The organism is Streptomyces sp. NBC_01298 (assembly GCF_035978755.1).
Classification (GTDB): domain Bacteria; phylum Actinomycetota; class Actinomycetes; order Streptomycetales; family Streptomycetaceae; genus Streptomyces.
Genome location: NZ_CP108414.1, coordinates 1,226,743 through 1,249,745, shown reverse-complemented (window position 1 = coordinate 1,249,745; position 23,003 = coordinate 1,226,743). Strand labels below are relative to the sequence as shown.

Annotated in this window: 23 protein-coding genes; 9 read left to right on the top strand and 14 right to left on the bottom strand. The window is 73.8% G+C overall.

What is annotated here, in order from left to right:
• Window positions 1-5: 5 nt before the first annotated feature.
• A complete protein-coding gene (locus tag OG730_RS05725; protein ID WP_327303158.1) occupies window positions 6-572 on the bottom strand; it encodes a dihydrofolate reductase family protein in 567 nt (188 codons plus the stop codon).
• Window positions 573-635: 63 nt separating this feature from the next.
• On the opposite strand from OG730_RS05725, the gene OG730_RS05720 reads away from it, so the two are divergent.
• Window positions 636-1,706: an enoyl-CoA hydratase/isomerase family protein gene (locus OG730_RS05720; protein WP_327309158.1), complete on the top strand. Its 1,071-nt coding sequence runs from the start codon at window positions 636-638 to the stop codon at window positions 1,704-1,706.
• Window positions 1,707-1,736: 30 nt separating this feature from the next.
• On the opposite strand, the gene OG730_RS05715 is transcribed toward OG730_RS05720, so the two are convergent.
• Window positions 1,737-2,357, bottom strand: a complete 621-nt coding sequence (locus OG730_RS05715) for a DinB family protein (protein WP_327303157.1) — start codon at window positions 2,355-2,357, stop codon at window positions 1,737-1,739.
• Between the two features lie 17 nt (window positions 2,358-2,374).
• Window positions 2,375-2,791 carry a VOC family protein gene (locus OG730_RS05710; protein WP_327303156.1) on the bottom strand — a complete coding sequence of 139 codons (417 nt, stop codon included), beginning with the start codon at window positions 2,789-2,791 and terminating at the stop codon, window positions 2,375-2,377.
• A 107-nt stretch (window positions 2,792-2,898) separates the two neighbouring features.
• Between OG730_RS05710 and OG730_RS05705 the strand changes: the two genes are divergently transcribed.
• A complete protein-coding gene (locus tag OG730_RS05705) occupies window positions 2,899-3,678 on the top strand; it encodes a TetR/AcrR family transcriptional regulator (protein ID WP_327303155.1) in 780 nt (259 codons plus the stop codon).
• 45 nt (window positions 3,679-3,723) lie between these two features.
• Here the strand turns inward: OG730_RS05705 and OG730_RS05700 are convergent, their stop codons facing one another.
• A complete protein-coding gene (locus tag OG730_RS05700) occupies window positions 3,724-4,647 on the bottom strand; it encodes an SDR family oxidoreductase (RefSeq protein WP_327303154.1) in 924 nt (307 codons plus the stop codon).
• Window positions 4,648-4,873: 226 nt separating this feature from the next.
• Here OG730_RS05700 and OG730_RS05695 point away from each other — a divergent pair, with 226 nt between their 5' ends.
• Window positions 4,874-6,097: a cytochrome P450 family protein gene (locus OG730_RS05695; RefSeq protein ID WP_327309157.1), complete on the top strand. Its 1,224-nt coding sequence runs from the start codon at window positions 4,874-4,876 to the stop codon at window positions 6,095-6,097.
• Here OG730_RS05695 and OG730_RS05690 read toward each other — a convergent pair.
• Window positions 6,074-7,144 carry an alpha/beta hydrolase gene (locus OG730_RS05690; RefSeq protein ID WP_327303153.1) on the bottom strand — a complete coding sequence of 357 codons (1,071 nt, stop codon included), beginning with the start codon at window positions 7,142-7,144 and terminating at the stop codon, window positions 6,074-6,076. The genes OG730_RS05695 and OG730_RS05690 overlap by 24 nt on opposite strands.
• Window positions 7,145-7,293: 149 nt before the next feature.
• Complete coding sequence (locus OG730_RS05685) at window positions 7,294-7,878, bottom strand: DoxX family membrane protein (RefSeq protein WP_327303152.1); 585 nt, start codon at window positions 7,876-7,878, stop codon at window positions 7,294-7,296.
• A gap of 234 nt (window positions 7,879-8,112) precedes the next feature.
• On the opposite strand from OG730_RS05685, the gene OG730_RS05680 reads away from it, so the two are divergent.
• Both OG730_RS05680 and OG730_RS05675 read left to right on the top strand, forming a co-directional pair.
• Window positions 8,113-8,952, top strand: a complete 840-nt coding sequence (locus OG730_RS05680; RefSeq protein WP_327303151.1) for a hypothetical protein — start codon at window positions 8,113-8,115, stop codon at window positions 8,950-8,952.
• On the top strand, window positions 8,949-9,920 hold the full coding sequence (locus OG730_RS05675) for a metallophosphoesterase family protein (protein WP_327303150.1): 972 nt from the start codon (window positions 8,949-8,951) through the stop codon (window positions 9,918-9,920). Before OG730_RS05680 ends, OG730_RS05675 begins: the two co-directional genes overlap by 4 nt.
• A 22-nt stretch (window positions 9,921-9,942) precedes the next feature.
• Here OG730_RS05675 and OG730_RS05670 read toward each other — a convergent pair whose 3' ends face one another.
• The 4 genes from OG730_RS05670 to OG730_RS05655 form a co-directional block, all read right to left on the bottom strand.
• On the bottom strand, window positions 9,943-11,538 hold the full coding sequence (locus tag OG730_RS05670) for a molybdopterin-dependent oxidoreductase (protein ID WP_327303149.1): 1,596 nt from the start codon (window positions 11,536-11,538) through the stop codon (window positions 9,943-9,945).
• Between the two features lie 43 nt (window positions 11,539-11,581).
• Window positions 11,582-11,821 carry a hypothetical protein gene (locus tag OG730_RS05665; RefSeq protein WP_327303148.1) on the bottom strand — a complete coding sequence of 80 codons (240 nt, stop codon included), beginning with the start codon at window positions 11,819-11,821 and terminating at the stop codon, window positions 11,582-11,584.
• Window positions 11,822-12,045: 224 nt separating this feature from the next.
• The gene (locus OG730_RS05660; RefSeq protein WP_327303147.1) at window positions 12,046-14,391 is read right to left on the bottom strand and encodes an alpha-N-acetylglucosaminidase; all 2,346 of its coding nucleotides are present in this window, start codon (window positions 14,389-14,391) and stop codon (window positions 12,046-12,048) included.
• A gap of 118 nt (window positions 14,392-14,509) precedes the next feature.
• Window positions 14,510-16,225: a ricin-type beta-trefoil lectin domain protein gene (locus OG730_RS05655; RefSeq protein ID WP_327303146.1), complete on the bottom strand. Its 1,716-nt coding sequence runs from the start codon at window positions 16,223-16,225 to the stop codon at window positions 14,510-14,512.
• Window positions 16,226-16,417: 192 nt separating this feature from the next.
• Here OG730_RS05655 and OG730_RS05650 point away from each other — a divergent pair, with 192 nt between their 5' ends.
• Together OG730_RS05650 and OG730_RS05645 are read left to right on the top strand one after the other, a co-directional pair.
• Window positions 16,418-17,062, top strand: a complete 645-nt coding sequence (locus tag OG730_RS05650) for a TetR/AcrR family transcriptional regulator (RefSeq protein WP_327303145.1) — start codon at window positions 16,418-16,420, stop codon at window positions 17,060-17,062.
• 31 nt (window positions 17,063-17,093) lie between these two features.
• Window positions 17,094-18,074: a serine/threonine dehydratase gene (locus tag OG730_RS05645; protein ID WP_327309156.1), complete on the top strand. Its 981-nt coding sequence runs from the start codon at window positions 17,094-17,096 to the stop codon at window positions 18,072-18,074.
• Window positions 18,075-18,173: 99 nt separating this feature from the next.
• On the opposite strand, the gene OG730_RS05640 is transcribed toward OG730_RS05645, so the two are convergent.
• A complete protein-coding gene (locus tag OG730_RS05640) occupies window positions 18,174-18,623 on the bottom strand; it encodes a universal stress protein (RefSeq protein WP_327303144.1) in 450 nt (149 codons plus the stop codon).
• A 193-nt stretch (window positions 18,624-18,816) separates the two neighbouring features.
• Here OG730_RS05640 and OG730_RS05635 point away from each other — a divergent pair, with 193 nt between their 5' ends.
• Both OG730_RS05635 and OG730_RS05630 read left to right on the top strand, forming a co-directional pair.
• Window positions 18,817-19,173 carry a hypothetical protein gene (locus OG730_RS05635; RefSeq protein WP_327303143.1) on the top strand — a complete coding sequence of 119 codons (357 nt, stop codon included), beginning with the start codon at window positions 18,817-18,819 and terminating at the stop codon, window positions 19,171-19,173.
• A 48-nt stretch (window positions 19,174-19,221) separates the two neighbouring features.
• Window positions 19,222-20,208 (top strand): universal stress protein, encoded by a 987-nt coding sequence (locus OG730_RS05630; RefSeq protein ID WP_327303142.1) that lies wholly within the window; start codon window positions 19,222-19,224, stop codon window positions 20,206-20,208.
• A 199-nt stretch (window positions 20,209-20,407) separates the two neighbouring features.
• Here the strand turns inward: OG730_RS05630 and OG730_RS05625 are convergent, their stop codons facing one another.
• From OG730_RS05625 to OG730_RS05615, 3 genes are all read right to left on the bottom strand, one after another.
• Window positions 20,408-21,679 (bottom strand): MFS transporter, encoded by a 1,272-nt coding sequence (locus OG730_RS05625; protein ID WP_327303141.1) that lies wholly within the window; start codon window positions 21,677-21,679, stop codon window positions 20,408-20,410.
• Between the two features lie 115 nt (window positions 21,680-21,794).
• Window positions 21,795-22,388 (bottom strand): ArsR/SmtB family transcription factor, encoded by a 594-nt coding sequence (locus tag OG730_RS05620; RefSeq protein WP_327303140.1) that lies wholly within the window; start codon window positions 22,386-22,388, stop codon window positions 21,795-21,797.
• A 131-nt stretch (window positions 22,389-22,519) separates the two neighbouring features.
• On the bottom strand, window positions 22,520-22,654 hold the full coding sequence (locus OG730_RS05615) for a hypothetical protein (RefSeq protein ID WP_327303139.1): 135 nt from the start codon (window positions 22,652-22,654) through the stop codon (window positions 22,520-22,522).
• Window positions 22,655-23,003: the final 349 nt, after the last annotated feature.

The following is a 23,003-nucleotide window of genomic DNA, read 5'->3' as shown; positions in this document are numbered from 1 at the left end:
ACGACCTAGGCGGCGGTGTACCGCAGGAGCACGACCCCGGTGCCGAACGTGCGCGTCCCCTCCAGCCGCAGCGGAACCGTGCCGTCGGAGGGCGGGAAGAGGTGGTGGCCGCGGCCGATGCGTACGGGGTGCACGTAGATCCGGTACTCGTCCACCAGCCCGTGGCGCAGGAACGAGGCGGCGAGGTCCGCCCCGCTCACGGTCAGATCACCGTCCGCGGCGGCCTTGAGGGCGGCGACCTCCTCCGGTACGACCTCCCGCAGCACGGTGACCTCGGGGTCGGCCTGCTCGGCGGCCAGGGTGCGCGAGTACACGTACTTCCGCGCGGAGCGCCAGATGCCGGCGTAGTCCTTCTCCACCGCGGACGCGGCCGGATCGGCGCCGGCGGTGGGCCAGTAGGCGGCCATCTGCTCGTAGGTGACCCGGCCCATCAGCATGCCGCCGACCGAACGGACTTCGTCGTTCATGTGCTGGTGCAGCTCTTCGTCGACGAGGCCCCAGTCGAGCTGCCGCTCCGGGCCCTCGTAGTAGCCGTCGAGGGAGACCTGCGACATCAGGATGATCTTTCCCATGACCAGCCAGACTACGCGCCGTCCATACTGGACGGCGTGAAGAGCGAAGCCGACACCGCATCCATGGCCGCCCCCGACGACAGCGCCGACACCGTCCTGTGCGCCGTCGAAGGCCGTACCGGGGTGATCACCCTCAACCGCCCCCGCGCCCTCAACGCCCTCACCCACCCCATGGTGCTCCGCATCGCCGGGGCCCTGACCGGCTGGGAGCGGGACCCGGGCGTGGAGCAGGTGCTCATCCGCGGCGCGGGCGAGCGGGGGCTGTGCGCCGGCGGGGACATCCGGGCCATCCACGACGACGCCAAGGCCGGGACGCGGGCCTCGGCGGCCTTCTGGCGCGACGAGTACCGCCTCAACGCGCACATCGCCCGCTACCCCAAGCCCTACGTGGCCCTCATGGACGGCATCGTGATGGGCGGCGGGGTCGGCGTGTCCGCTCACGGGAGCGTCCGCGTGGTCACCGAGCGTTCCCGCGTCGCCATGCCCGAGACCGGCATCGGCTTCGTCCCGGACGTCGGCGGCACGCACCTGCTGGCCCGCGCCCCCGGCCTGCTCGGCACCCATCTCGCCCTCACCGGCTCCGCGGTGGGCGCCGCCGACGCGCTGCTGTGCGGGCTGGCCGACCGCTTCGTACCCGCCGACCGGCTGCCGGCGCTGACCGCCGAGCTCGCCGGGGCCCCGGCCCGGGAGGTGGTGGAGCCGTACGCCGCCGAGCCCGGGCCGGGGACGCTGGCCGAGGCGCGGGACTGGATCGACCACTGCTACGCCGCCGCCACCGTCGAGGAGATCGTGGACCGGCTGCTCGGATACGGGGACCCGGCGGCGAAGGAGGCGGCCGAGACCATCCTCGGGAAGTCCCCGACGGCCCTGAAGGTGACCCTGGAGTCCGTACGCCGGGCCGCCGCCCTCGGCGCGCTGGAGCCGGTGCTGGAACAGGAGTTCCGGGTCTCCTGCAATGCGCTGACCTCGCCCGACCTGGTGGAGGGCATCCGGGCGCAGGTGGTCGACAAGGACCGCAGCCCGCGCTGGTCCCCGGCCACCCTCGGCGAGGTCACCGAGCACGACGTGGCCCGCTTCTTCGCCCCGCTGGCCGGGGGCCCCCAGGGGATCGCCGAGTGGACCCCCGAGGGGTGAACCCGTACGGGGCGGCGCGCGGGCGCCCGCTCAGGGCCGCCGTGCCCGGTACAGATCGCGGAGCAGGGCGATCTCGGCCCCGTGGTGCAGCAGTTCCTGGTTGACCCACCAGGCGATGTCGACGAACGGCTCCTCCGCGTCGCTCCCGTGGGGGTAGGTGCAGTACCCCACGGTGTCCAGGGCCGCCTCGTCGACGCATCGCAGCGCGTCGCGCCAGGCCCCCGCGGCGGAGTCGAAGCCCGTGAGCGCTGCCGCGGCGCCGCCCTCGACGCGCTGGTCGGCCCGGGTCAGCGAGCGGCTCCCGGCGGTGTGGTCGGCGCGCAGAGCGAGCATCTCGGTGAGGTGGCTCAGCCGCCACGCGATCGTGGTGAACGGCGGCGGCCAGGGGTGCGGATAGGCCGCCGCGTCGCGCCCCCAGTCGCCCGCGCCGGCCAGCGCGGTGGCCCGGGGCCCGGGCCCGTCCGCGCGGCGCCGCACCGACCAGCAGTCCGCTACCGGCTCCCAGAGGTACTCCTCGTCCGTCAGGGGACCGCCGACCGGGGTGTCCGATCCGTCGCCGCTGTCCATGACGGGCCCGGCCATGCGGCCGGAGAGGCGGGTGCGCGCGAAGTCGAACTGCGCCAGCAGGGGGATCAGACGGGGCGGGGTCACTGGAGGGTGCTCCTGTCCTAGGCGGTGGTGGGGGTGGCGTCGGCGGCCGGCTCGGTGGGGGTTTCCACCCAGTCGACCAGTTCGATGATCACACCGTTGGGGTCGGACACCAGGAACACCCGCTCGCCCCAGGGCTCCACGCGCGGCTCCATGACGATCGGGACGCCCTCGGAGCGCAGGCGCTCGTACTCGGCGGGCAGGTCGGCCACGGTGAAGGCGAGCAGCACTCCGGCGGCGTGCTGCTCGCGGAGGTCCTCGGGGAGCACCTCCAGGCCGCGCCGGACGAAGATCACGTTCGGGCCGTCGGGGTGGGAGAGGGAGGCGAACCCGTCGGCCGCCATCGTTTCCTTGAATCCGAAATGCCTGGTCAGGAAGGCGGAAGAGATGGTGGCGTCCTCGACGGTGAGGCAGATGGCGGTGTCGGTGATCCGCATGGGTCCTCCTGGTATCGTGGGCTCGGAGTTTCATTATACATAGTATTCTATACAGCGTAGAAGATTAAATGACCGGGCTGCCGTGAGGCGGCGGAAAGGGGTCGGGAGTGGCCACGGACCGGAGCGGCGCGGGCGACCCCGTCCGCACGCTGGAGCTGCTGTGGCGCGAGCCGGGGCAGGGGGCGCCCAGCGGGCGGCGCGGGCCCCGGCAGGGGCTGACCGTGGACGGGGTCGTCGACGCCGCCGTCGCACTGGCCGACGAGGCGGCGAGCGAGGGGCGGTCGGGGCTGGCCGCGCTGACGATGCGGGCGCTGGCCCAGCGGCTGGGGGTCACCCCCATGACCCTCTACACCTACGTCCCCGGCAAGGCCGAGCTGCTCGACCTGATGCTGGACGCCGCGTACCTGGCCATGGACCGCGCCGAGCCGGACCCGGAGGGGTCCTGGCGCGAGCGGGTCGCCCGCGTCGCCGGGGACAATCGCGCGCTGTACCTGCGGCACCCGTGGACCGCCGAGCTGTCCGTCACCCGCCCCCCGCTGGGGCCCGGTGTGATCGGCAAGTACGAGTACGAACTCGCGGCCCTCGAGGGCATCGGCCTCACCGACGTGGAGATGGACGCCGCCCTGACCCACCTGCTCGGCTTCGTCCACGCGCAGGCCCTGGCCGCCGCCGACACCGCCGCGCACAACGCCCGCCAGGGCGACCAGGAGTGGTGGGAGCTCAGCGCCCCGCTGCTGGAACGGGCCATGGACCCGGAGCGCTACCCCCTCGCCGGGCGGGTCGGCAGCGCGGTCGGCGGGTACAGTTCCGAGACCGTGTGGGACTTCGGCCTGCGCTGCGTCCTCGACGGGATCGCCCGGCTGCTGGAGCGGGCCGATCGGGCCTGATCCGGGCGGGCGGGGCCCGCCGCCGCCCGATCCGGAAGGCGCCGCCTACCGGTAGCCGGCGGTGTCCGCCGGGAGGTCCGGGTCCTGCACCTCGACCATGTACCGCCAGGCGTCCGGCCGGCTGCCGTCCACGTCGGTGAAGCCGTAGGTCCGAGCCAGTTGCCCGCTGGAGAGCGACTGCCCGTTCCAGCGCGACAGTTCCGGGTCTGCGGCCAGCGCGGCGACCGCGCGGCCGACGTAGAACGGGGTCTCCGAGATGGCGAAGTGCGGGACCGTCTTCAGTGCGTCCCGCCAATTTGCCTCAGTGACAACGAAGTTGTCCAGCATCATCTCCGACCGGAGCCAGCCCGGGGTCAGGGCCACCGCCGTCGCCCCGCGCGGGCCCACCTCGTGTCCGAGCGCGAACGCCATGCGCAGCACCGCCGACTTGGCGATGTCGTAGAAGAAGGAGACCCGGTACCGGCTCGCGTTGTACTCCGCCGTGCCGTCCGTCATCTCCACCACCAGTCCGCCCGGCTCGCGCAGCAGCAGGGGCAGCGCGTAGTGGCTGGTGACCGCGTGGGTCTCCACGGCCAGCCGCAGCAGCCGCAGCCCGTTGTCCAGGTCGTGTTCCCAGACCGTGCTCTCCCACTCGAAGAGCCGCTCGCCGCCCCAGATGTCGTTCACCAGGACGTCGAGCCGGCCCTGCTCCGAGTCGATCCGCCCGACGAGGGCCTCCACCTGTTCGGGTACCAGGTGGTCCGCCACCACCGCGATTCCGCGTCCGCCGGCGGCCGTGACCAGCTCGGCCGTCTCCTCGATCGTCTCGGGCCGGTCGTACTCCGAGCGCCTGCCCCGGGTGCTGCGCCCGCTCACGTACACGGTCGCGCCCCGGGCCCCCAACTCGACCGCGATGCCCCGGCCCGCGCCGCGGGTCGCCCCGGCCACCAGGGCCACCTTGCCTTCGAGAGTCCGCTCTGCCTCCGTCATGACCGCGACCCTACGACGCCCGGGCGCGGCGGGTGCGGCGCGGCGCGCCTGCGGATCCCTGAGACGGGGCGGGCCCGGCCTTGAACAACCGGCCCCCGAGGCCGCACTGTTGGCGGAGATCCGTTCGTATTGTCAGGAGACAGGTTTGTCCACCGACCCCGCGCAGGCATCATCCGAGCCGACGCCCCCGTCCGCGCCCCCGTCCGAGCCCGCGGCCCCGTACGTCATCGACCCCGCCGGCGGCTGCCCGCACGCCCTCAACGCCCGGCTGCGCGCCCAGGGGGCGGTGGCCGAGGTGGTGCTTCCCGGCGGTGTTCCCGGCGCGGTCGTCCTCGGTCACGAGGCGCTGAGGGAGTTCCTCGCCCACCCCGACGTGGCCAAGGACGCCCGGCACTTCCCCGCCCTGCACGACGGCACCATCCCTCCGGACTGGCCGCTGCGCGTCTTCGCCAACGCCCAGGGCATGCACACCGCCGACGACGCCGACCACCGCCGGCTGCGCTCCCTGGTGGGCAACGCCTTCACCGTCCGCCAGGTGGAGCGGCTGCGCCCCCGCATCGAGGAGCTGACGGCCGGGCTGCTCGGGGACCTGGAGCGGGCGGCGCGGGACGCTCCGGACGGGGTGGCGGACCTGCGCACGCACGTCGCGCTCCCGCTCCCGATGAGCGTGATCTGCGAGCTCCTCGGCGTGGACCCCGAACACCGGGGGCGGCTGCACGAGCTCTCCAACACCGTCATCGTCGCCACCGACAAGACCCCGGCCGAGGTCATGGCGGCCCTGCGCGAGCTGGTCGAGCTGATCGGCGCCATCGCCGCCGCCCGCCGGGCCGATCCGGGCGAGGATCTGACCAGTGCGCTGATCGCCGCCCGGGACGACGACGGCGGCCGGCTCAGCGAGGCCGAACTCACCGGCACCATGCGGCTGATGCTGGTCGCCGGCCACGAGACCACGCTCAATCTGATCAGCAACGCCGTACGCGCCCTGTGCACCCACCGCGACCAGCTCGCGCTGGTCCTGGAGGGGAAGGCCACCTGGTCGGACGTGGTCGACGAGACCCTGCGCTTCGACGCCCCGGTCAGCTGGTTCCCGTTCCGCTACCCGACCCGCGATCTGACCATCGAGGGGACCGTGATCCCGCAGGGCACGCCGGTCCTCGCCGGCTACACGGCGGCCGGCCGCGACGAGGCCTTCCACGGCCCGGACGCCGACCGGTTCGACCTGACCCGCCCCACCGCGGCCCGCAACCTCTCCTTCGGACACGGCGCCCACTACTGCGTCGGAGCCCCGCTCGCCCGGCTGGAGGCCACCATCGCCCTGGAAGCCCTCTTCACCCGCTTCCCGGACCTGGACCTGGCCGTGCCCGAAGCCGAACTCCCGCACCAGCGGAGCTTCATAGGCAACAGCGTGGAGTCGCTGCCGGTCCGGCTACGGGCCTTCGGCGGGCGGTGAGACCTCCGTGCTCAGCCACCCCAGCGCGTCGGGGTACATCGCGATCCAGGTCTGGAAGTTGTGTCCGCCCTGAGGGCGGACCAGCGTCTTGACCCGGACCCCGGAGTTCTGGGCCGCCTTCGTGAAGTCGGTCAGCTGCTGCGGCGGGCTGTCCTTGTCCTGGGCCGAGGTGGCCAGGAATAGCCCGACGTCGGCATTCTTCGTGTGGGTGACCAGCCACATGGGGCTGTTGCGCTCGCGCAGCACCGGATCGGACAGCACATCGGGGTCGCCGGTCAGCGGATCCGGGTCCAGGGCCGCGCCCGCCCGGAAGGCCTTCGGGTACTGGAGCGGCAGCTTGGCCGCGCAGAAGGCCCCGGTGGAGATGCCCATCAGGCCCCAGCCCTTGGGCTCGGGGAGCGTGCGGAAGTTCTTGGCCACCAGGTCGGGCACGTCCTCGGCGAGCCAGCTCGCCACCTTCCGCCGCGGGGTGTCCGTGCAGTCGGTGTTCACCCCGCCGGGGTACAGGTCGGGGATCACCAGGATGAAGGGGTGCGCCGCGCCGATCCGGACGAGCTGCTCCAGTGCGCCGGGCATGTCACCGATGTCGAGCCAGGAGCGGGGCGAGCCCGGATAGCCGTGCAGCAGCATCAGCACGGGGAACCGGGTCTTCTCCGCGCCCGGTGCGTCGTACTCCGGGGGCGTCCACACGATCACCTGGCCGGCGAGCTTGGAGTGGGAGCCGCGGAAGTACGTGGTGCGGGTGCCGTCGCCGCCGAGGGTGAACTTGGCCCGCCCCAGCGGCGGCCCGGTCATGGCGGAGTCGTTCTGCCCGGCTTCGGTGCCCAGCAGGTCGTCCCAGGAGGAGTAGAGGCCGTAGCTCCCGTTGATCCAGGTGGCCACCACGCAGATGGCGGTGAGCTGGCACAGGCCGATCATCAGCAGCCGGGCCGGCCAGCGCACCCAGCCGGGGCCGGGGATCCCGTTCCACAGGAGCAGTGCGGCGAGCATCGCGAGTGCGGTGACGACGATCAGCGTGACGAGGAACGACGTACTGGTCAGCTCCACTGCGCCGGCTCCTGACGTACGACGGAATGATGGAGAATTCCGGACAATACGCCAAATCTACGATGCGCACCGCCCGGGGGAGGGGGCGGTGCGCATCGTGTCGGGCCCGATGCTCCCGGAGGGCGGGCCGGTCCCGGAGGGCGGCGGTCTCAGATGAGGAAGCGGTACCGGCGGACCAGTGCGGTCCGGCGCCAGGCCCGGCCGAGCCCGAAGTGGTTGCCCGCAGCGGTCGTGGCCACCACGGCTCCGGCCACCGCGAGGATCCAGTGGTCGTCGGTGAGGGGGTTGGTCGCGGGCAGCATCGTGACGAGCCACATGAAGCCCATCATCATCGCGCAGGACACGGCGGCGATCCGCGTGCCGATGCCGAGCAGGAACGCCAGGCCGATGCCGAGCAGGCCCGTCATGAAGATCAGGTCAAGCCAGCCGGCGCCGGCTACCGAGTCGAAGGTGTGCGCGAAGGGGCCCTTCGTCCCGTGCAGCAGGAAACCCTCGGTGGGCGAGCCCCCGTTGATGACGGACTTGGCCGACGGGGTGCTGAATCCGAGCCCGAAGAGCTTGTCCAGGAAGGGCCAGATGAAGGTCCAGGCGACCAGGACGCGGAGGGCTGCGAGGGCGATGCGGGCCGGCAGGGCCAGTGCGGGACCGCTGTCGCCCCCGTTCTCGCCTCCGGCCCGGCCGGTGGTGGCGCCGGGGGTGGTGATCTTGCGCGAAGGGGTGAGCAGAGTGGCCATGACGTGCACCTTTGTCCGTTGCCAGGATTTTGTGAATGCATTCACAATCTATGATCTTCGAACGGCGTGAACGTACGGCGAAGATCCCGAACCCGGGGGTCGCGAGACCTTACAGGTCGGGACCTTGGTCCTGGGGTAGATTCACCGCCTGTTCACCTGCGCGGTTCCGAGGATTTCGGGCGGGCTGGTGTCGTATAAGGCATGATCGACGGGGATATGCGCAACACGCGGAAAATGACGAAAACGACGAGTCGCCGGATTCGTCCCGGCGTGCGGGCCGGGATCTCGCCGGTGACTCCGGCGCGCGCGGGCTACCAGGTCAAGCTGCTGGTCGACCCGGACCGGGTGCTCGACGCCGACGGCCGGCCCACGGCCGCCGCGGCCGCCGCGCTGTCCCTCGGCGCGCCCGGCCGCTCCGAGGTCGCCCAGTACATGGACGACGCCGGCCGCAGCCTGAACGGCCAGGGCTGGATCGTCCGCATGCGGCGCCACGACGACGAGAACCGGATCCGCCTCGCCTACAAGGCCCGCTTCGACATCGAGGGCGACGGGACGGACCCGGTCGAGGTCCGGCGCGTGATGGACCAGGCCTCCGGACACAACTTCTGTGTGGGCGACGGCAATTACTCCGTCCAGGTCAACCTCAGCCACACCCGCGCCACCCTCGACTTCACCAACAAGAAGTGCCGTCCGGTCCCGGGCCTGGCGCCCGGCGAACTTCCGGGGCTCGACGCCTCCCGCGCCCTGGTCCTGGACCGCCTCCCCGGAAAGCTCGCCAAGTGGGCTGCGAAACCTGCCGGTTGGGCGGAGTCGGTCACCGCTTCATCTCGACTCCACGGGCCGGTAAGGCAGTCCAACTACCCTGGGCGCATGCTCGATCACCCGATGGAGACGCAAGTTAGCCGGCTGCGGACCGCCTCCGGCGAGCTGGCCTGGTTCGCCGAGATCACCGCCAAGGGGCGCACCCTGCGCGACGCGGTCGAGCTGCGCTCCGACCTCATGGGCAAGCTCCGCGCCGAGGGCTGGCTGCTGGAGCGGGACGCCTTCAAGACCGACCTCATCCTCGGCCGGTGAACACCTCCGCGCCCGCGCCGATACGCGTGGCCCACCTGGCCGACCTGCACATAGGCTCCGCCCTGCGCGGGCTCGCGGACTACCCCGGGGCGCCCGCGATAGACGGGCGCGAAGCCCCGTACGAGGCCCTGCGCGCGGCCGTGCGGCGCATCGTCGAGGGCGGCTACGACGCGGTGCTCATCGCCGGGGACGTCTTCGACCGCCGCCACTGCGACGCCCGGGCGCTGGCCGCCTGCCAGGACGCGCTCGGCGCCTTCCACGAGGCGGGGCTGCGCACGGTGGTGGTCTCGGGCAACCACGACGCCGAGACCCCGCTGCCGCACAAACTGAACCTCCCGCCCTCGGTGCGCTGGCTCGGCGCCGACGCCCCCGAGTCGGTGACCTGGCCCGACCTCGGCATCACCGTCCACGGCCAGTCGGTGGCCGGACCCGACGAGCGCCGCGACCTCGCGGCCGGCTTCCCGCGCGCGATCCCCGGCGCCGTCAACATTGGGCTGCTGCACACCAGCCTGCACGGTGCCTGGAGCCGCCGGATCTGCGCACCGGCCGACCCGCGGACGCTGGCCCGCGCCGGCTACGACTACTGGGCGCTGGGCCACGTCCACCACCGGCTGGTCCCCGGAGCCGGCGCCTTCGCCGCCTACCCGGGCAACACGCACGCCCGCGGTCCCGCGGAGGCCGGCGGCCGCGGCTTCACCGAGCTGCTGGTCGACGGCCCCGGAGCGCCGCGGATCCTTCCGGTGGACACCGCCCCGGTGCGGTACGAGACGCTGCACCTCCCGTACCGGGAGACCGCCGAAGCCGACCTGAAGGACCGTTTCGCTGCCGTCCCGGAGCCGTCCTGGGGCGGCGCCGTCGTCTGGACCCTCAGCTCCGCCACCGACCCCGGCCTCCTCCACGAGGCCCGCGCCCTGGCCGGCCCGGCCGCCATGGTCTGCCCGGCCGGGGAGTCGGCCGTCGCTTGCTGACCTGACCCCGACCAGGCCCGACCTAGCCCCGGACCCGGACGGTCACCGCGTGCCATCCGGTGGCGCCGTCGGGGAGGGTCCCGGCGCGTTCCCCCGTCTGTACGGCGCCGGCGCCGTCCGTGGCGCGGACCTCCAGGGTGTGCCCGCCCGGAGCCGCCTCCCAGGGCCACACCCACTGGCGCCAGGTGTCGTTCCCGTCCGCCGCCCCGAGCCGGGCCTCCCGCCACGGACCCGCGTCCGCCCGTACCTCGACCCGCGCGATGCCCCGGTGCGGCGCCCACGCCACCCCGGCGACGGCCACCCGGCCCGCCGCGACCTCGGCGGAGGGGCGCGGGGTGTCGATGCGCGACTGGGTCTTGACCGGGGCCCGCTGCGCCCAGGACCTGCGCACCCAGTACGCGTCGTACGCGGCGAAGGTGGTGAGCCGGAGCTCGCGCAGCCACTTGCACGCGGAGACGTACCCGTACAGGCCCGGCACGATCATCCGTACGGGGAAACCGTGCCGGAAGGGGAGCGGTTCGCCGTTCATGCCCACCACCAGCAGCGCCTCCCGGCCGTCCATCACGGTCTCGACGGGGGTGCCGAGGGTCATCCCGTCCACCGAGCGGGCCACGAGCTGGTCGGCGCGGCCGCCCTGTGAGGGCGGCCGAACCCCCGCCTCGCGGAGCAGATCGGCGAGGCGCACGCCGAGCCAGCGGGCCGTGCCCGCGTACGGGCCGCCGACCTCGTTCGACACGCAGGTCAAGGTGGCGTCGTGCTCGACCAGGGGCCGGGCGAGCAGCTCCCGCAGGCCGAGGGTGAGGGGCCTGGAGACCCCCTCCCCGCGCACGGTCAGCCGCCAGGTGCCGGCGTCCACGCGCGGGATCACCAAGGCGGTGTCCACCCGGTAGAACTCCCGGACGGGCGTGATGAACCGGGTGGCTCCGGGGATCCGCAGGTCCGATCCGGCCGGGACCGGCGGGGCCGCCGCGGCGGGCGGCGGAAGGACGAGCCCGGCCCGCGAGGCCGTGGCCCCCGCGTCCCCGAAGGCGCCGAGCCGCCGCCCGGCGTACCCGGCTCCGGCCGACAGGGCCAGGACGGCGACGGCGAGGCGGCCGAAGCCGCGGCGGTCCAGGGCGCCGGGCGGGCCGGCTCCCGAGGCCCGCGGGCGGGGCCGCGGGATGGCTCTGACCAGCAGGTACAGCACTCCGGCGGCCGCGCACCCGCCCACCAGCGAGGGCAGGGCGTCCGGCCGGGCCGCCTCCGGCCGGCCGAGCGCGGCCGCCGCGCCGAGCACGCCGAAGGCGGCCGCGAGCGCCGTGCCCGCGGCCGGGCGGCGTACGGCGAGCAGCCCGGCCGCGATCGCCGCGGCGGCCAGCACGGCGCCGACGCCCAGGGTCAGGACCAGCTTGTCGTCCGTGCCGAAGCTGCGGATCGCCCACTCCTTGACGGCGGCCGGGGTGCCGTCGACCACGGCCCCGCCGACGGCGGTGAGCGGGGCCGCCTCGGGCCGGACGGCCGCCGCGACCAGCTGGGCCAGGGCCAGCCCGGCGAAGGCGGCGAGCAGTCCGCCGACGGCACCGAGCGCGTACCGGCCCGGCCCTCCGGCGCCGGCCCGACCCGCTTTCGTTCGGATCATGCGGAGTCACCGTCCGCCCCGCTCGGTGGGATGGAACCCCCACCTACCAGGGTGCCTCCGACGGCCGGCGCTTGCGCAGTTCCACGATCCCGTCGGTGAGCCGTGCCCGCAGCGCGGAGCGGCGGCGAAGCTGCTGCTCCCGGTCCGCGGGCGGCCCTAACCGGCCGATGGGCGGGTCGGCAGGCGCGGTGGCGGACGCTGCGGCAGGCGCGGGGGCGCCACCGGTGAGGAGCGCCAGCAGCTCCAGCGTCGCGGAGACGCGGTGCGGGTCGGTCTCGGACATGGCGGGCGTCCTTCCGGCGATGGCGGGCGTCGGAAGGGGCGGTCACCGGAGGATGGCTCCGGTGACCGCCCCTGATCCGTTTCCGGCAGTGTCCTTCAGTGAACCCGGTGCCGCGCTAGAGCGTCGGCCGGTCGGCCCGGTTGTCCCCCGGGCGGGTGGGCGGCCTCCCCCCGGAGGGTGAGCGCCGTTCCATCGGCCGATCCCCACCTCCCACGGGGCGTACGTCAGTTGACGGCCGGAAGGGTGGCGGCGATGCCGCTCGCCAGGACGTACGGGTCACCGGTCGGCCGCGTCGGATGGCGGGTGGTGAGCTTGGCCCAGTCGTCCTCGAAGGCGTGCCAGTCGATCGCCCTCGGTGCGGCGCGCCGCACCAGGGCCTCCTCCAGCGAGGTGAAGTAGGAGGACCAGCGCCGCGCGTACAACTCGCTGACCAGACCGCTCCATTCACGGTTCGCGTAGTCGTGCAGGAAGCCGCCCTCGCTGGTGCTCTGCCGCCCCCACACGCTGAGGAGCGAGCGGGCGTCGTACTCGTACCGGTCCCGCTCGGCCTCGTCCCCGCCGTGCGCGCGGGCCGCCGACAGCCAGGAACCGAGCAGGAAGTTCGGATCGGATCCGACGAGCGCGTCCAACTGCCGCTCCCGCTGGGACCAGTCGGCGGTCAGTTCGCGGAACAGGGCCAGGTCCTGGGCCTCGTAGGCCGCCTTGATCCGGGGCAGCAGCACCCGCGAGTGGTTGGCGAGGGCCTGCCGGGCGGTGTCCACCAGGTCGAAGCGGTAGGCGCTGGAGCCGCGGAGCCGGGGATCCACCTTGAGCAGGTGGTCCAGGGCCCGGCGCACCGAACCCGCCTGGTACCGCATCGCCTTGGGGCTCCAGTAGGCCGACCCCACGGCCGTCAGGCTCGGCCGGGCGGCGAACAGGCTGTCCTGGGACTCCGACCACAGCCCCGAAGAGGTGCTGTACGGGCCCGTGCGCAGCTCCTCCCAGGCCGCGGCGGCCCGGGCGTCCGGGGCCCCGTACCGGCGGGCCGCGAAGTCCGCGAACCACTTGCGCTGGTCGACGGGGCCGGGCTCCCACGCGAGGTCGGTGAAGAGGTCGAAGGCCGCCGGATTGGTGCCGGTGGCCTCGGGCAGGTAGGCGATGCCCTTCAGCGCGCTGTCGGGCTTCGCCCGCCAGGACTGGAAGCGGTCGATCCACACCGAGGTGTTCGCGCCGATCGTCGTGTGCCCGCCGAAGTTGTAGATCGAGCCGATGGCGTACGAGGTCCCGCCCCAACGGGTCTCGCGGTCCAGCCGGTTGTACCGGTCGGAGAGCCCGTCCAGGATCAGCAGCTTCGAGGTGTCCACCCCGGCCAGCAGCTCCTTGGTCGGATCGTCCTGCCAGCCCAGCACCGCCCACAGGGCGCCCGGATGCGCCGCCCACAGAGCCTGCTGCACCGCCCCGGCGGCCGACTTCACGTCCACCGAACCGGTCTGGCCGCCCTCGTGCAGCGGGCTCATCCGGTACATCGTGCTGTCCCCGAACACCGCGCGCTGCTCCTCGTAGTACGCGGCGGCCAGCTTGGCGAAGGGCGGCGACATCGGGTCCAGCCAGTCGGGCCGGTCGAAGCCCGCCCAGTCGCCCTGCGGGACCGTGATCGCGCCGGGGTTGCGACCGGCGAAGGCCGGCGGCACCGTCCCGAAGTAGCCCGGCAGGACCGGGGTCATGCCGAGACCGCGCAGCTGCTCGGCGATCCTGCCGCCCAATTCGGCGCGGCCGCGCATCAGTTCCTCGGACACCGGGCCGCCGAAGCCGCTCAGGTTCTGCAGCAGCCACCAGCTCTGGTGACCGGGACCCGGGATCCACTCCCGCAGCTCCTCGGCGCTGTAGCCGAACCGCTGGAGCGCCTTGTAGTACGGGTACTCGGCGCCGACCTGGACGAACACCTCGTTCATGCCGTGCAGGGCGAGCAGGTCGATCTGCCGCTGGTGTTCCTCGAAGGTGCGGTACGGGCCGCTGTACCCGTCGTCGGTGTCGTTCAGCGCGTACCGGTGCGCCACGTGCGCGCTGCGGGTGACCGGCGAGGATACCGCCGGCAGCTCGGCGGGCAGCAGGCCGATGCTGTCTCCGGGCCAGCCGATGTCGGCTCCGGCGACGTGCTGGAGGTACCAGCCGACCCCGGTGAGCAGCGTGGCGCCGGTGGATCCCCGGACGGTGATCGCGCCGGCGGTGCCGGACACGGTAAAGGTGTCGGGCCCGGATCCCGGGTCGGGCACCAGCGTGAACTGCCCCGCGTGGCGCGGCAGCAGCCGCTGCAGGGAGGCCCGGGCGGGGGCGGTGTCGAAGGCCCGCGGCCGGGGCGCGGGCGCCGCCGCGGGGGACTGGGCCGCGGGAGCCGCCGCCCCCACGGCGGGGGCCGCCGTCCCGGGAGCCGCCGCCCCGGGGGCCGCCGTCCCTGCGGCCGGAGCCGTCGCCCCGGGGGCCGCCCCGGTGACGGTCAGGGTGAACAGGGCCGCGGGCAGCGCGGCCAGGGTGATCCGGCGGCGCGCCCGCCGGGCGGCGGCCCGGCCGCGTCGTGTGAGGGGGACCGGCATGCGCGTCGTCCTTGTTTCCGTCGGCTCCGCCGGCTCAGGCGCTGCGGCCGGCTCGCTCGGCTCGGTGGGTGGATGCTTCCTCGTCTGGTGCCTCGTCGGCTTCCCCATGGGCGGGCCGTCAGACCGGCAGGGCCCACGCCTGGTCGACCTGGTGGTCGCCGCAGGGCGTCAGCCGCAGCCGCTCGGCGGGGGTGCCCGGTTCGACCGGGGCCGCCGCGGGGGCGGGCGCCGTCAGGCAGAGTCCGCTCGCGTCCTCGACCAGGGCGCCGTCGCGGCGGGGGGTCCAGCTTTGCCCCGGCTCGTGGTGGCGCCGGTCGCCCGAGCAGTCGGCCAGCTCCACGAGGCCCTCCTCGCCCGCCGACAGGCAGGCGCCGGCCTGGCGCAGGCCGCCGTCCCGGCCCAGGGTCCAGCGCTGGTCGGGTGCGCCCGTACAGGCGGCCATCACGACGGCGCCGACGCCGGTGGTGTTCGCCCCGTCGGCGCAGGCGGCGCTCGTACCGGAGCCCCGGCCGGCGATCTGCCCGGTCGGGACGGCCTCGGCGCAGCCGGGGCGCGGGGTGAGCCGCCAGACGCCCGTGTCGTGCGCGGCCAGCGTTCCGGTCAGGGTGTCGGACAGCTCGCGGGTCTCACCGTTCCACAGGTTCTTCGACTCGACGGTGCAGGAGTCCAGCCCGAGCTCCTCGAGCGGTACGCGGATGTCGCGGGCGGCGCCGGACCGGTTGAGGACGGCGACCGCGCGGTCCCCGTTCGCCAGCGGCCGCACCAGGATGTCGAAGGTGGCGTTCGAGGAGACCACCGCGCCCTGGCGGCCCATCGGGTCCTGGTCCAGCGCGATCAGATCGGTGTTGCCGAGGGCGGCGAGCCCGTCCGCGGAGAGTTCGGAGACCTGCGAGGACAGGATGAACGGCGCGGCCATCATGGCCCACAGGCCGACCTGGCTGCGGCTCTCCGCCGCGGTGAGCCCGGGGGCGCCGGCGATCAGGAAGTCGGGGTCGTTCCAGTTGCCGGGGCCTGCGTACCGGCCGAGCCAGCGGTTGTAGCCGTAGTTGCCCATGACCGAGCTCCAGCGCGAGGTGTTCGGGGCGGTCGGCTTGTAGACCTTGATGTCCCGGCCCTCGCGCCACAGCTGGCCGGTCTCGCCGGCCCAGTCGATCACCTTGTGCCAGTCGGATCCGCCCCACTCGCCCTGCTGGAAGTAGGCGGGCGCCGAGGCGGACAGCGCCATGTCCCGGCCGCTGCCGCGCAGCGCCCTGGCCACGGAGTTGTAGGCGTCCCGGTAGGCCTGTTCCTTGGTCTTGCCCTCCGGCACCCAGAGGTTGCAGCCGTCCATCTTGACGTAGTCCACCTTCCAGGAGGCGAACTGCCGGGCGTCGCGGGCGTAGTGGTCGGGGCCGCCGCCCTCGGGGGAGCCGCTGCCGGGGTAGCGCTCGCAGGTGAGGGAGCCGGCGTCCTGGTAGATGCCGAACTTCAGCTTCCTGGCGTGCAGGTACGCGCCGAGCCAGGCCATCCCGTGCGGGAACTTCTGCGTGTCGACGACCAGATCGCCGTCCGCGTCACGGCTCTTGGTCATCCAGCAGTCGTCGATGGTGACGGTGTCGTAGCCCTTGGCTGCCAGGCCGGTGGTCACGAGCGCGTCCGCGTTCGCCACGACCTTGGCCTCGTCGATGTCGCACATGTAGTGCGCCCAGTTGTTCCAGCCCATGGGCGGAGTGAGCGCGAGCGGAGTGTCCGACGTCGCGTGGGGCTCGGCCGTCGCGGGGGCGGGGCAGAGCGCGAGGGCGAGCAGGGCGGCCGCGGTCAGACAGGGGAGCGACGCACGCAGGCGAGGCGGCACGGAGTCTCCTTGACGTGGGGGCTGTCGAGGGCTCAGTGCAGCGGTGTGACTACCCGCTGTCAACATAAGTCGGGGGTTATTGATCAATGACCAGCAATATGGGTGTAGTCGAGTGCGCGGGAGGAGGGTGATACGACGTACGGTACGCCGTTCGTTACGGCGGCTGTGACAGTGGCTGATACGCTGTATCCCATGCCCAGAAGATCAGCGGCCCTGGACCGTGCCACACCCGCGGCGATCGCCGCCGCCGCCCTGCGGATCCTCGACGAGCAGGGGCCCGCCGCGCTCAGCTTCCGCGCGCTCGCCGAGCGGCTCGACGTCTCGCACGCCACCGTCCAGCGCCGGTGCACCGACCTCGCCGGCCTGCTCGACCTCTGCACCGAGCACCTCGCCGCGCAGCTGCCCGAGATCCCGGCCGCGGTGGGCTGGGCCGAAGCCACCGAGCGGCGGTTCAGCGCCCTCTACCGGCTCCTCGCGGCCCACCCCGGGCTGATGATCCTGCGCGGCGGCCGCCCCTGGCTCGGCCGGCAGCTGCTCGCGCGGCTCGTGGAACCGGCGCTCGCCGACAGCGTGGCCGCCGGGATGAACCCCGCCGAGGCGATGACCGCGTACCGGCGGATGTACCTGCTGACCCTGGGCAGCGCGGCCTTCGTCGACCACCGGGACCCGGCCGCCGCCACCGCCGCCTCGCGCGGGGCGCTGGCCGCCCTGGACCCCGCCGAGTTCCCCGTGCTCTCGGGCGGGCTGGCCGACGTACTGCCCGCGCTGACCGACCACGAGGTGTACTACGGAGCCCTGCGGCAGCTGATCGAGGCGAACCGGCCCGCGGGGGCCTGACGAGATGTCCGAACGACAGGAGTACGGGATCATGGAACAGCAGCTCGACGCGGTGCAGCTCGACCCAGTGCAGCTCGACGCGGTGCCTCTCGACTACGGCGCCGTGCGCGCCGCCGCCGCCCGGATCGCCGGGGCCGTGCGGCCCGTCACGGTGATACCGGCGGGCGCAGGGATCTCGTACGCCCTGGAGTACCTCCAGCACACCGGCTCCTTCAAGGCGCGCGGAGCCCGCAACTTCCTCGCCGCCCACCGCGCCGCCGGCAGCCTCACCGGCGCCGGGGTCACCATCGCCTCCGGCGGCAACGCCGGGCTCGCCTGTGCCTGGGCCGCCCGCGCCGAGGGCGTGCCCGCCACCGTGTTCCTGCCGGCCACGGCCCCGCGCGTGAAGGTGGAGCGACTGCGCGGCTACGGGGCCGACGTACGGCTCGTCGGCGACCGGTACGCCGAAGCGCTCGCCGCATGCCGGGAGTTCGCCGCCGGGAGCGGGGCGCTGAGCAGCCACGCGTACGACCATCCGCTGATCGCCGCGGGCGCCGGGACCCTGCTCGACGAGATCCGCACCGCCCTGCCCGGCCTGGACACGGTCGTCGTCGCGGTCGGCGGCGGCGGGCTGTTCGCCGGCATCGCGACCGCCGCGCGGGAACACGGCATACGGGTCGTCGCGGCCGAGCCGGAGAACTGCCGGGCCCTGAACGCGGCCCTCGAAGCCGGCCGGCCCGTGGACGTCCCGGTGGACTCGGTGGCCTCCGACTCGCTCGGAGCCACCCGGGTCTCCGCGGACGCGCTGACCGCCGTGCGGCAGCCGAACGCCGCGTCCGTCCTGGTCCCGGACTCGGCGATCACCGCCGCCCGGCGCGCGCTCTGGGACGAGCACCGCATCGTCGTCGAAGCCGGCGCGGCGACCGCCCTGGCGGCCGTACGCACCGCGTCCGGGCCGCTCGGCGAGCGGGTCGCCGTGGTGCTCTGCGGGGCCAACACCGACCCGGCGGACCTGGGCGCGGCGCCGGCCTGATCGGCAAGACGCCCCCGGGGTCCGCCGCCGAGCGGATCCCGGGCCGCGGCCCCTCCGGACCCCGGGCCGCGGCCCCTCCGGGCCCCCGGCCGCGGTGCCTCAGGCGGAGCCGTCCTCGCGGACCACGACGACCGTGCTGGCCGCGTACTGCACCACCTGCTGGCTCACCGAGCCCAGCAGCGCACCCTTGATGCCGCCGTAGCCGCGGGTGCCGACGACCGTCAGCGCCGCCTCCTTCGAGGCCTCCACCAGCACCCGCGCGGGCGAGCCCTGCTCCACCCGGCGGAAGACCGGCACGCCCGGCGAGGTGCCGACCGCCTCCGCCACGGTATCGGCGAGCTTCTGCCGGGCCGCGTCCTCGGCGTGGACGAGCTCGGTCTGCTCGGCCGGGCTGACGCCGAAGGGGTTGGTGTTCCACTCCCAGCTCATCACGGCGTGCACGCGGCCGCCGATGGCCTTCGCCTGGGCCACGCCCCAGCGCAGGGCCTGCTTCGAGTGGTTCGAACCGTCCACGCCGACGACGATCAGAGGCTCGGTGTTCTGGCTCACGTTGGGTCCTCACGTTTCAAGCGTTTCGTCCGAATGATCGTTCTCATCCCTGTATACACGCCGCACCCGGTCCGACCTCGAACGACGATCGTTGCGCGGTCCCGAGACTTTGGAGAACAGCGGCGGCCGACCCCGCTTGCGAGAGTCGGGAGGACAAGCAGACAGAGGAACGCAGAGGGACGAGGAGTTCGACGTGGCGCGACGCAATGGATGCCTGATCGGCGGTGTGGTGGCCGGGGTGCTGGGGATCGGACTGCTCGTGGCGCTGCTGTTCGGGGTGGGCAAGGTCATGGACGTGGCCGAGAAGACCCTCGTCGACCAGAAGGTGTACGAGGCCGTGAGCGTGGGCGATTCGGAGGCCGAGGTCCGCGCCAAGCTGCCCTCGGGCGAAAGCTTCGTCACCTCGGCCCTCAAGGACGGCGGCCCCGCCGTGCCCGCCGGCAGCCAGTGCTCCTGGTACCTGTCCGACGCCGGGAACGGCGATACGGTGCTGCGCTTCTGCTACAAGGACGGCAAGCTCGCGGAGAAGGCCGACTACCGCGTGAAATAGGGCCTTCGGCCCCTGCCCGCCGGTCCCGCCCCGCCGGAGGGTGGAGGCATGCAGACCAACTCGGCCACTGCCGCCCCCGCCCGCCCCGTCCTGGCCGCGGTGGACGGCTCGGAACACAGCCTGAGGACCCTGGACTGGGCCCTCGACACCGCGCGCACGCGCGGGGCGGAGCTCTACGTGGCCCACGTACGGCCCGACGCCCCGCGGATCCACGCCCACGGTGAGGCCCTCGCGCCGCCGCCCGGCGGGCAGGGCGATCCGGTACTGGAAGCGGTGCGGGAGCGGCTGGCGGGGCGGGCCGACCTGCCGCCCGTCACCTGCGTCTCCCGCGACGGAACCCCCTCCGCCACCCTGATCGAACTCGCGGCGGGAGCGCAGCTCCTGGTCATGGGCTCGCGCGGGCTCGGCGGCTTCGCCAGCCTGCTGCTCGGCTCCAACAGCCGGGTGTGCGCGGCCCAGTCGCCCTGCCCGGTCGTGGTCGTCCCGCACACCGCGCGGCTCGTCACGCAGGAGGCCGCGGGGCAGGCGCCGGTTCGGGACCCGGGCCGGGACCCGGGCGGCGAACGGAGGATCGTCCTGGGCCTGGCACCCGACGAGACCTCCGAGGACGTCGTCGACTTCGCCTTCGCGGAGGCCCGCCGCCGGGGCGCGGTGCTCCAGGTCGTCTCCACGCACCTGGTCCCGCTGTCCTCGCTCACCCTGGTCGGTTCCCTCGTCGCGGAGCGCGGCGGCGGCTATCCGCCGGGCACCGCGGGCGCGGAGGCCACGGAGACGGCCCGGGAACTCGCCGAGAACCAGCGCACGCGCCTCCAGCCGTACCTGACCAGGCACTACCCCGACGTCACCGTCGAAGCGGTCGTCGCGCCCGGCGACCCGGCCGGCCGCCTGGTCACCGCCTCCCAGCGGGCCGAACTCATCGTGGTGGGCCGCCACCGCCGCCGCCTGCGGGCCAACTCCCTGCTGATGGGCTCGGTCTCCAACGCGGTGCTCCTGCACGCCCTGTGCCCGGTGGCGGTGGTTCCCGTACAGGGCTAGGGCCTGTCGTCAAACTCCCGCCTGCCGCGCGACGCCCGGCACGCGCTCTCGCCGTACCGGGCGGAAGGCCGGGTACGTCCAGTACGCGGCTTTCCGCCCGGCACGCCGAGAGCGCGCACCGGACGCCGCGCGGCAGGCGGGAGTTTGACGACAGGCCCTAGCGCGCGCACGAAGGCCGACGGGCCCCGGCCGACGGGCCCTACGCGGCCTTGCCCGGCGCCAATCGCGGCAGTTCGGCGCGCCGCACGGCGCCGGAGGACAGGGCGATGGCCACGCCCAGGCTGCCGAAGGCGCCGCAGCCGACGAAGACCGGGGCGGAGCCCCAGGCTCCGATGGCGGCGCCGACGAGCGGGTAGCTGAGGGGCGCGAGCCCGACCATGGTGAGCATGAGGACGGAGGTGACCCGGCCGAGGTACGCGGGGTTCGCCGCGGTCTGTATCAGGGAGTTGTTCAGGCTGCCGAAGACGCCCGCGCCCAGCCCCACGGCCCCCGCGAGCACCACGGCGATCCAGAGGGCCGGCACCAGCGCGATGGTGGCCGCGCCCGCGCAGCCCATCAGCAGGGTCCCGGAGAGCACCAGGCCGGCGCGGGGCAGCCGGCCGAGGAGTGCGAGCAGCGCCGCGCTGGCGGCAGCTCCCGCGCCGAAGCCGCCGACGATCCAGCCGTAGCCGGAAGCTCCCCACCCGCGCTCCGCGTTGAGCAGCACCATGCCGACATTGAGCGTGCCCGTGAGGCCGAGCTCGCAGACCGCGCCGGCGGCGACGAGCGGGCCGATGAGGCGGTGATGGCGGATGTAGCGCAGGCCGTCGAGCAGGTCCTTCCACGCGGTGCCCGGTTCCGCCGGGGTCTCCTCGCGCGCGCCGACGGGCCGCATGCGCACCGTCATCAGGAGCGGCAGGGACAGCGCGAAGAGGAGGCCCGCGACGGTGAAGGCGGCCGTGGGGCCACCGAGTCCCATGGCCAGGCCGCCGAGAGGAGGGCTCGCGATCTGACCGAGGCGCATGGACAGGGAGCGCATGCCGGTGACGCGGGTGAGCTGATCGGCGCTGGTGATCCGCGGCGGGAGCGCTCCGATCGCGGGTATGAACAGGGCGTCGACCGCGCCGAAGACCAGGGCCACGCCGACCAGGAGCCACAAGGCCGGTACGGTCAGGGCGACGGCGGCGGCCACCGACAGGAGCAGGACGCAGCGCAGCGCGTCGCTGCCGAGCAGGACGCGGCGGGGATCGAACCGGTCGGCCACCACGCCTCCGCCCAGCATCAGCAGGGCCCGGGGCAGCGCCCCGGCGGCCATGATGAGGCCGACCTCGGCGGGACCGGCGGACTTCTGCGCGGACCAGGCCAGGGCGATGAAGTACACGTTGTCGCCGACGAGGGAAGCGGTGTACGCGGCGAGCCAGCGCAGCACGTTGCCGTCGCGGTGGGCGGGCACGGCGGCGCATCCGGACAGGGCTCTCTCTGCGGTGGCCAAGGCAGGCTCCAATGGCTCGGGACGCGCGCGGGACAGGGCTCGGGTACGCGGTTCGGGAGACGGTTCGGGATACGGCTGGGGTGCGGCTCGGAATACGGCCGGGGATACGGCTCCGTCAGAGCCGGAACGGGAACCCGTAGAGGTGCACGGACACGTGCTCGCGGTCCTCGGTGTCACCGTCCGCCCGGGCGGCCTTGCCGCGCTCCCGCCAGCGCCGGGTGAGCGCCTCGAACTCGGCGCTCATCTCGGCGAGTTCGACGGGGGTCAGCTCGAGCATCCATTCGGAGGTGAACGCGGCGTCGGTCCATTGCGGGCCCCACGTGCCGGTCTGGTCCAGGTACGCGCGGTACTGCGCGGTGCGGTTGTCGAGGATGCCGCGGGTCACCGCGTCGACGGCGGCGGCCCCTTCGGGCGTCTGCGCGAAGTCCGAGTCGCGGAAGCCCCAGCCCTCGTCGGACGCCACCTGCCACCACCGCTCGCGGCCGTCGGCGCCCCGGCCGCTCGCCTCGGTCACGAAGCCGTGCTCGGCCAGCTTGCGCAGGTGGTAACTGACCAGCGACGGGGCCTGGTCGACCTGCTCGGCCAGCTGGGACGCGGTGGCCGAGCCGGCGGCGTACAGCAGCCGGTAGAGCTGCATGCGCAGGGGGTGCGTGAACGCCTTCAGCCGGGACAGGTCGGTGATCCGCTCGGGGGCGCGCTTCGGTCGCATGCGGGAACAGTAGATCTGAAGCAGAATTTGCGCAATAAAAATTTCGGAACTGCGGACGGGGGAGCCCCGGACCGGTCGGTGACCTGTCCGGGGCTCTCGTGGCGGCGAGCGGGCTCGGGGAGCGGGCGCGGTCAGTCGGGGAGGCGTTCGCCCGTCGCCGTGTGGAACAGGTGGGTGTCCTCCTGGCGCGGGATGACCCGGATGGTCTTGCCGCGCAGGCCCTCCTCGCGGCCGTACGCGAAGCCGTCCGCGCCGAGCTCCTCCACCGAGTAGAAGGTGACGGGCGGGCCCTTGTCGCTGTGCGCGGCGTGGAAGTCCAGGTGTTCGGGGCGGATCCCCAGGGTGACGGCGGCGCCGCCCGCCGCCGCGCGGGCCGCACGGCTCCTTCGGCCACACCGCCGCCATGCCGCCCGTCGACACCTACAACTCCGACCTCGGCGGCGCCCAGCTGGCGCCCGCCGCCCGCAACTACCTACCGGCCGGGTGCTGCTGGGCTTCCGCGTCATCCGGCAGAGGGTAGCGTCCAGCAGCGGGTGACGGACGGAGAGCCCCACGGGCCCACCGGGTGGGCGGCCAGCGCACGCGGCTCAGAGCACCCGGGACTTCGCGATGCGT

Coding starts and splice junctions, on each gene's coding strand:
- OG730_RS05630 (WP_327303142.1), top strand. CDS start 19,222: ATGCAGACCAACTCGGCCACTGCCGCCCCCGCCCGCCCCGTCCTGGCC.
- OG730_RS05645 (WP_327309156.1), top strand. CDS start 17,094: ATGGAACAGCAGCTCGACGCGGTGCAGCTCGACCCAGTGCAGCTCGAC.
- OG730_RS05620 (WP_327303140.1), bottom strand. CDS start 22,388: ATGCGACCGAAGCGCGCCCCCGAGCGGATCACCGACCTGTCCCGGCTG.
- OG730_RS05660 (WP_327303147.1), bottom strand. CDS start 14,391: ATGCCGGTCCCCCTCACACGACGCGGCCGGGCCGCCGCCCGGCGGGCG.
- OG730_RS05685 (WP_327303152.1), bottom strand. CDS start 7,878: ATGGCCACTCTGCTCACCCCTTCGCGCAAGATCACCACCCCCGGCGCC.
- OG730_RS05700 (WP_327303154.1), bottom strand. CDS start 4,647: ATGACGGAGGCAGAGCGGACTCTCGAAGGCAAGGTGGCCCTGGTGGCC.
- OG730_RS05650 (WP_327303145.1), top strand. CDS start 16,418: ATGCCCAGAAGATCAGCGGCCCTGGACCGTGCCACACCCGCGGCGATC.
- OG730_RS05665 (WP_327303148.1), bottom strand. CDS start 11,821: ATGTCCGAGACCGACCCGCACCGCGTCTCCGCGACGCTGGAGCTGCTG.
- OG730_RS05670 (WP_327303149.1), bottom strand. CDS start 11,538: ATGATCCGAACGAAAGCGGGTCGGGCCGGCGCCGGAGGGCCGGGCCGG.
- OG730_RS05710 (WP_327303156.1), bottom strand. CDS start 2,791: ATGCGGATCACCGACACCGCCATCTGCCTCACCGTCGAGGACGCCACC.
- OG730_RS05725 (WP_327303158.1), bottom strand. CDS start 572: ATGGGAAAGATCATCCTGATGTCGCAGGTCTCCCTCGACGGCTACTAC.
- OG730_RS05720 (WP_327309158.1), top strand. CDS start 636: ATGGCCGCCCCCGACGACAGCGCCGACACCGTCCTGTGCGCCGTCGAA.
- OG730_RS05680 (WP_327303151.1), top strand. CDS start 8,113: ATGACGAAAACGACGAGTCGCCGGATTCGTCCCGGCGTGCGGGCCGGG.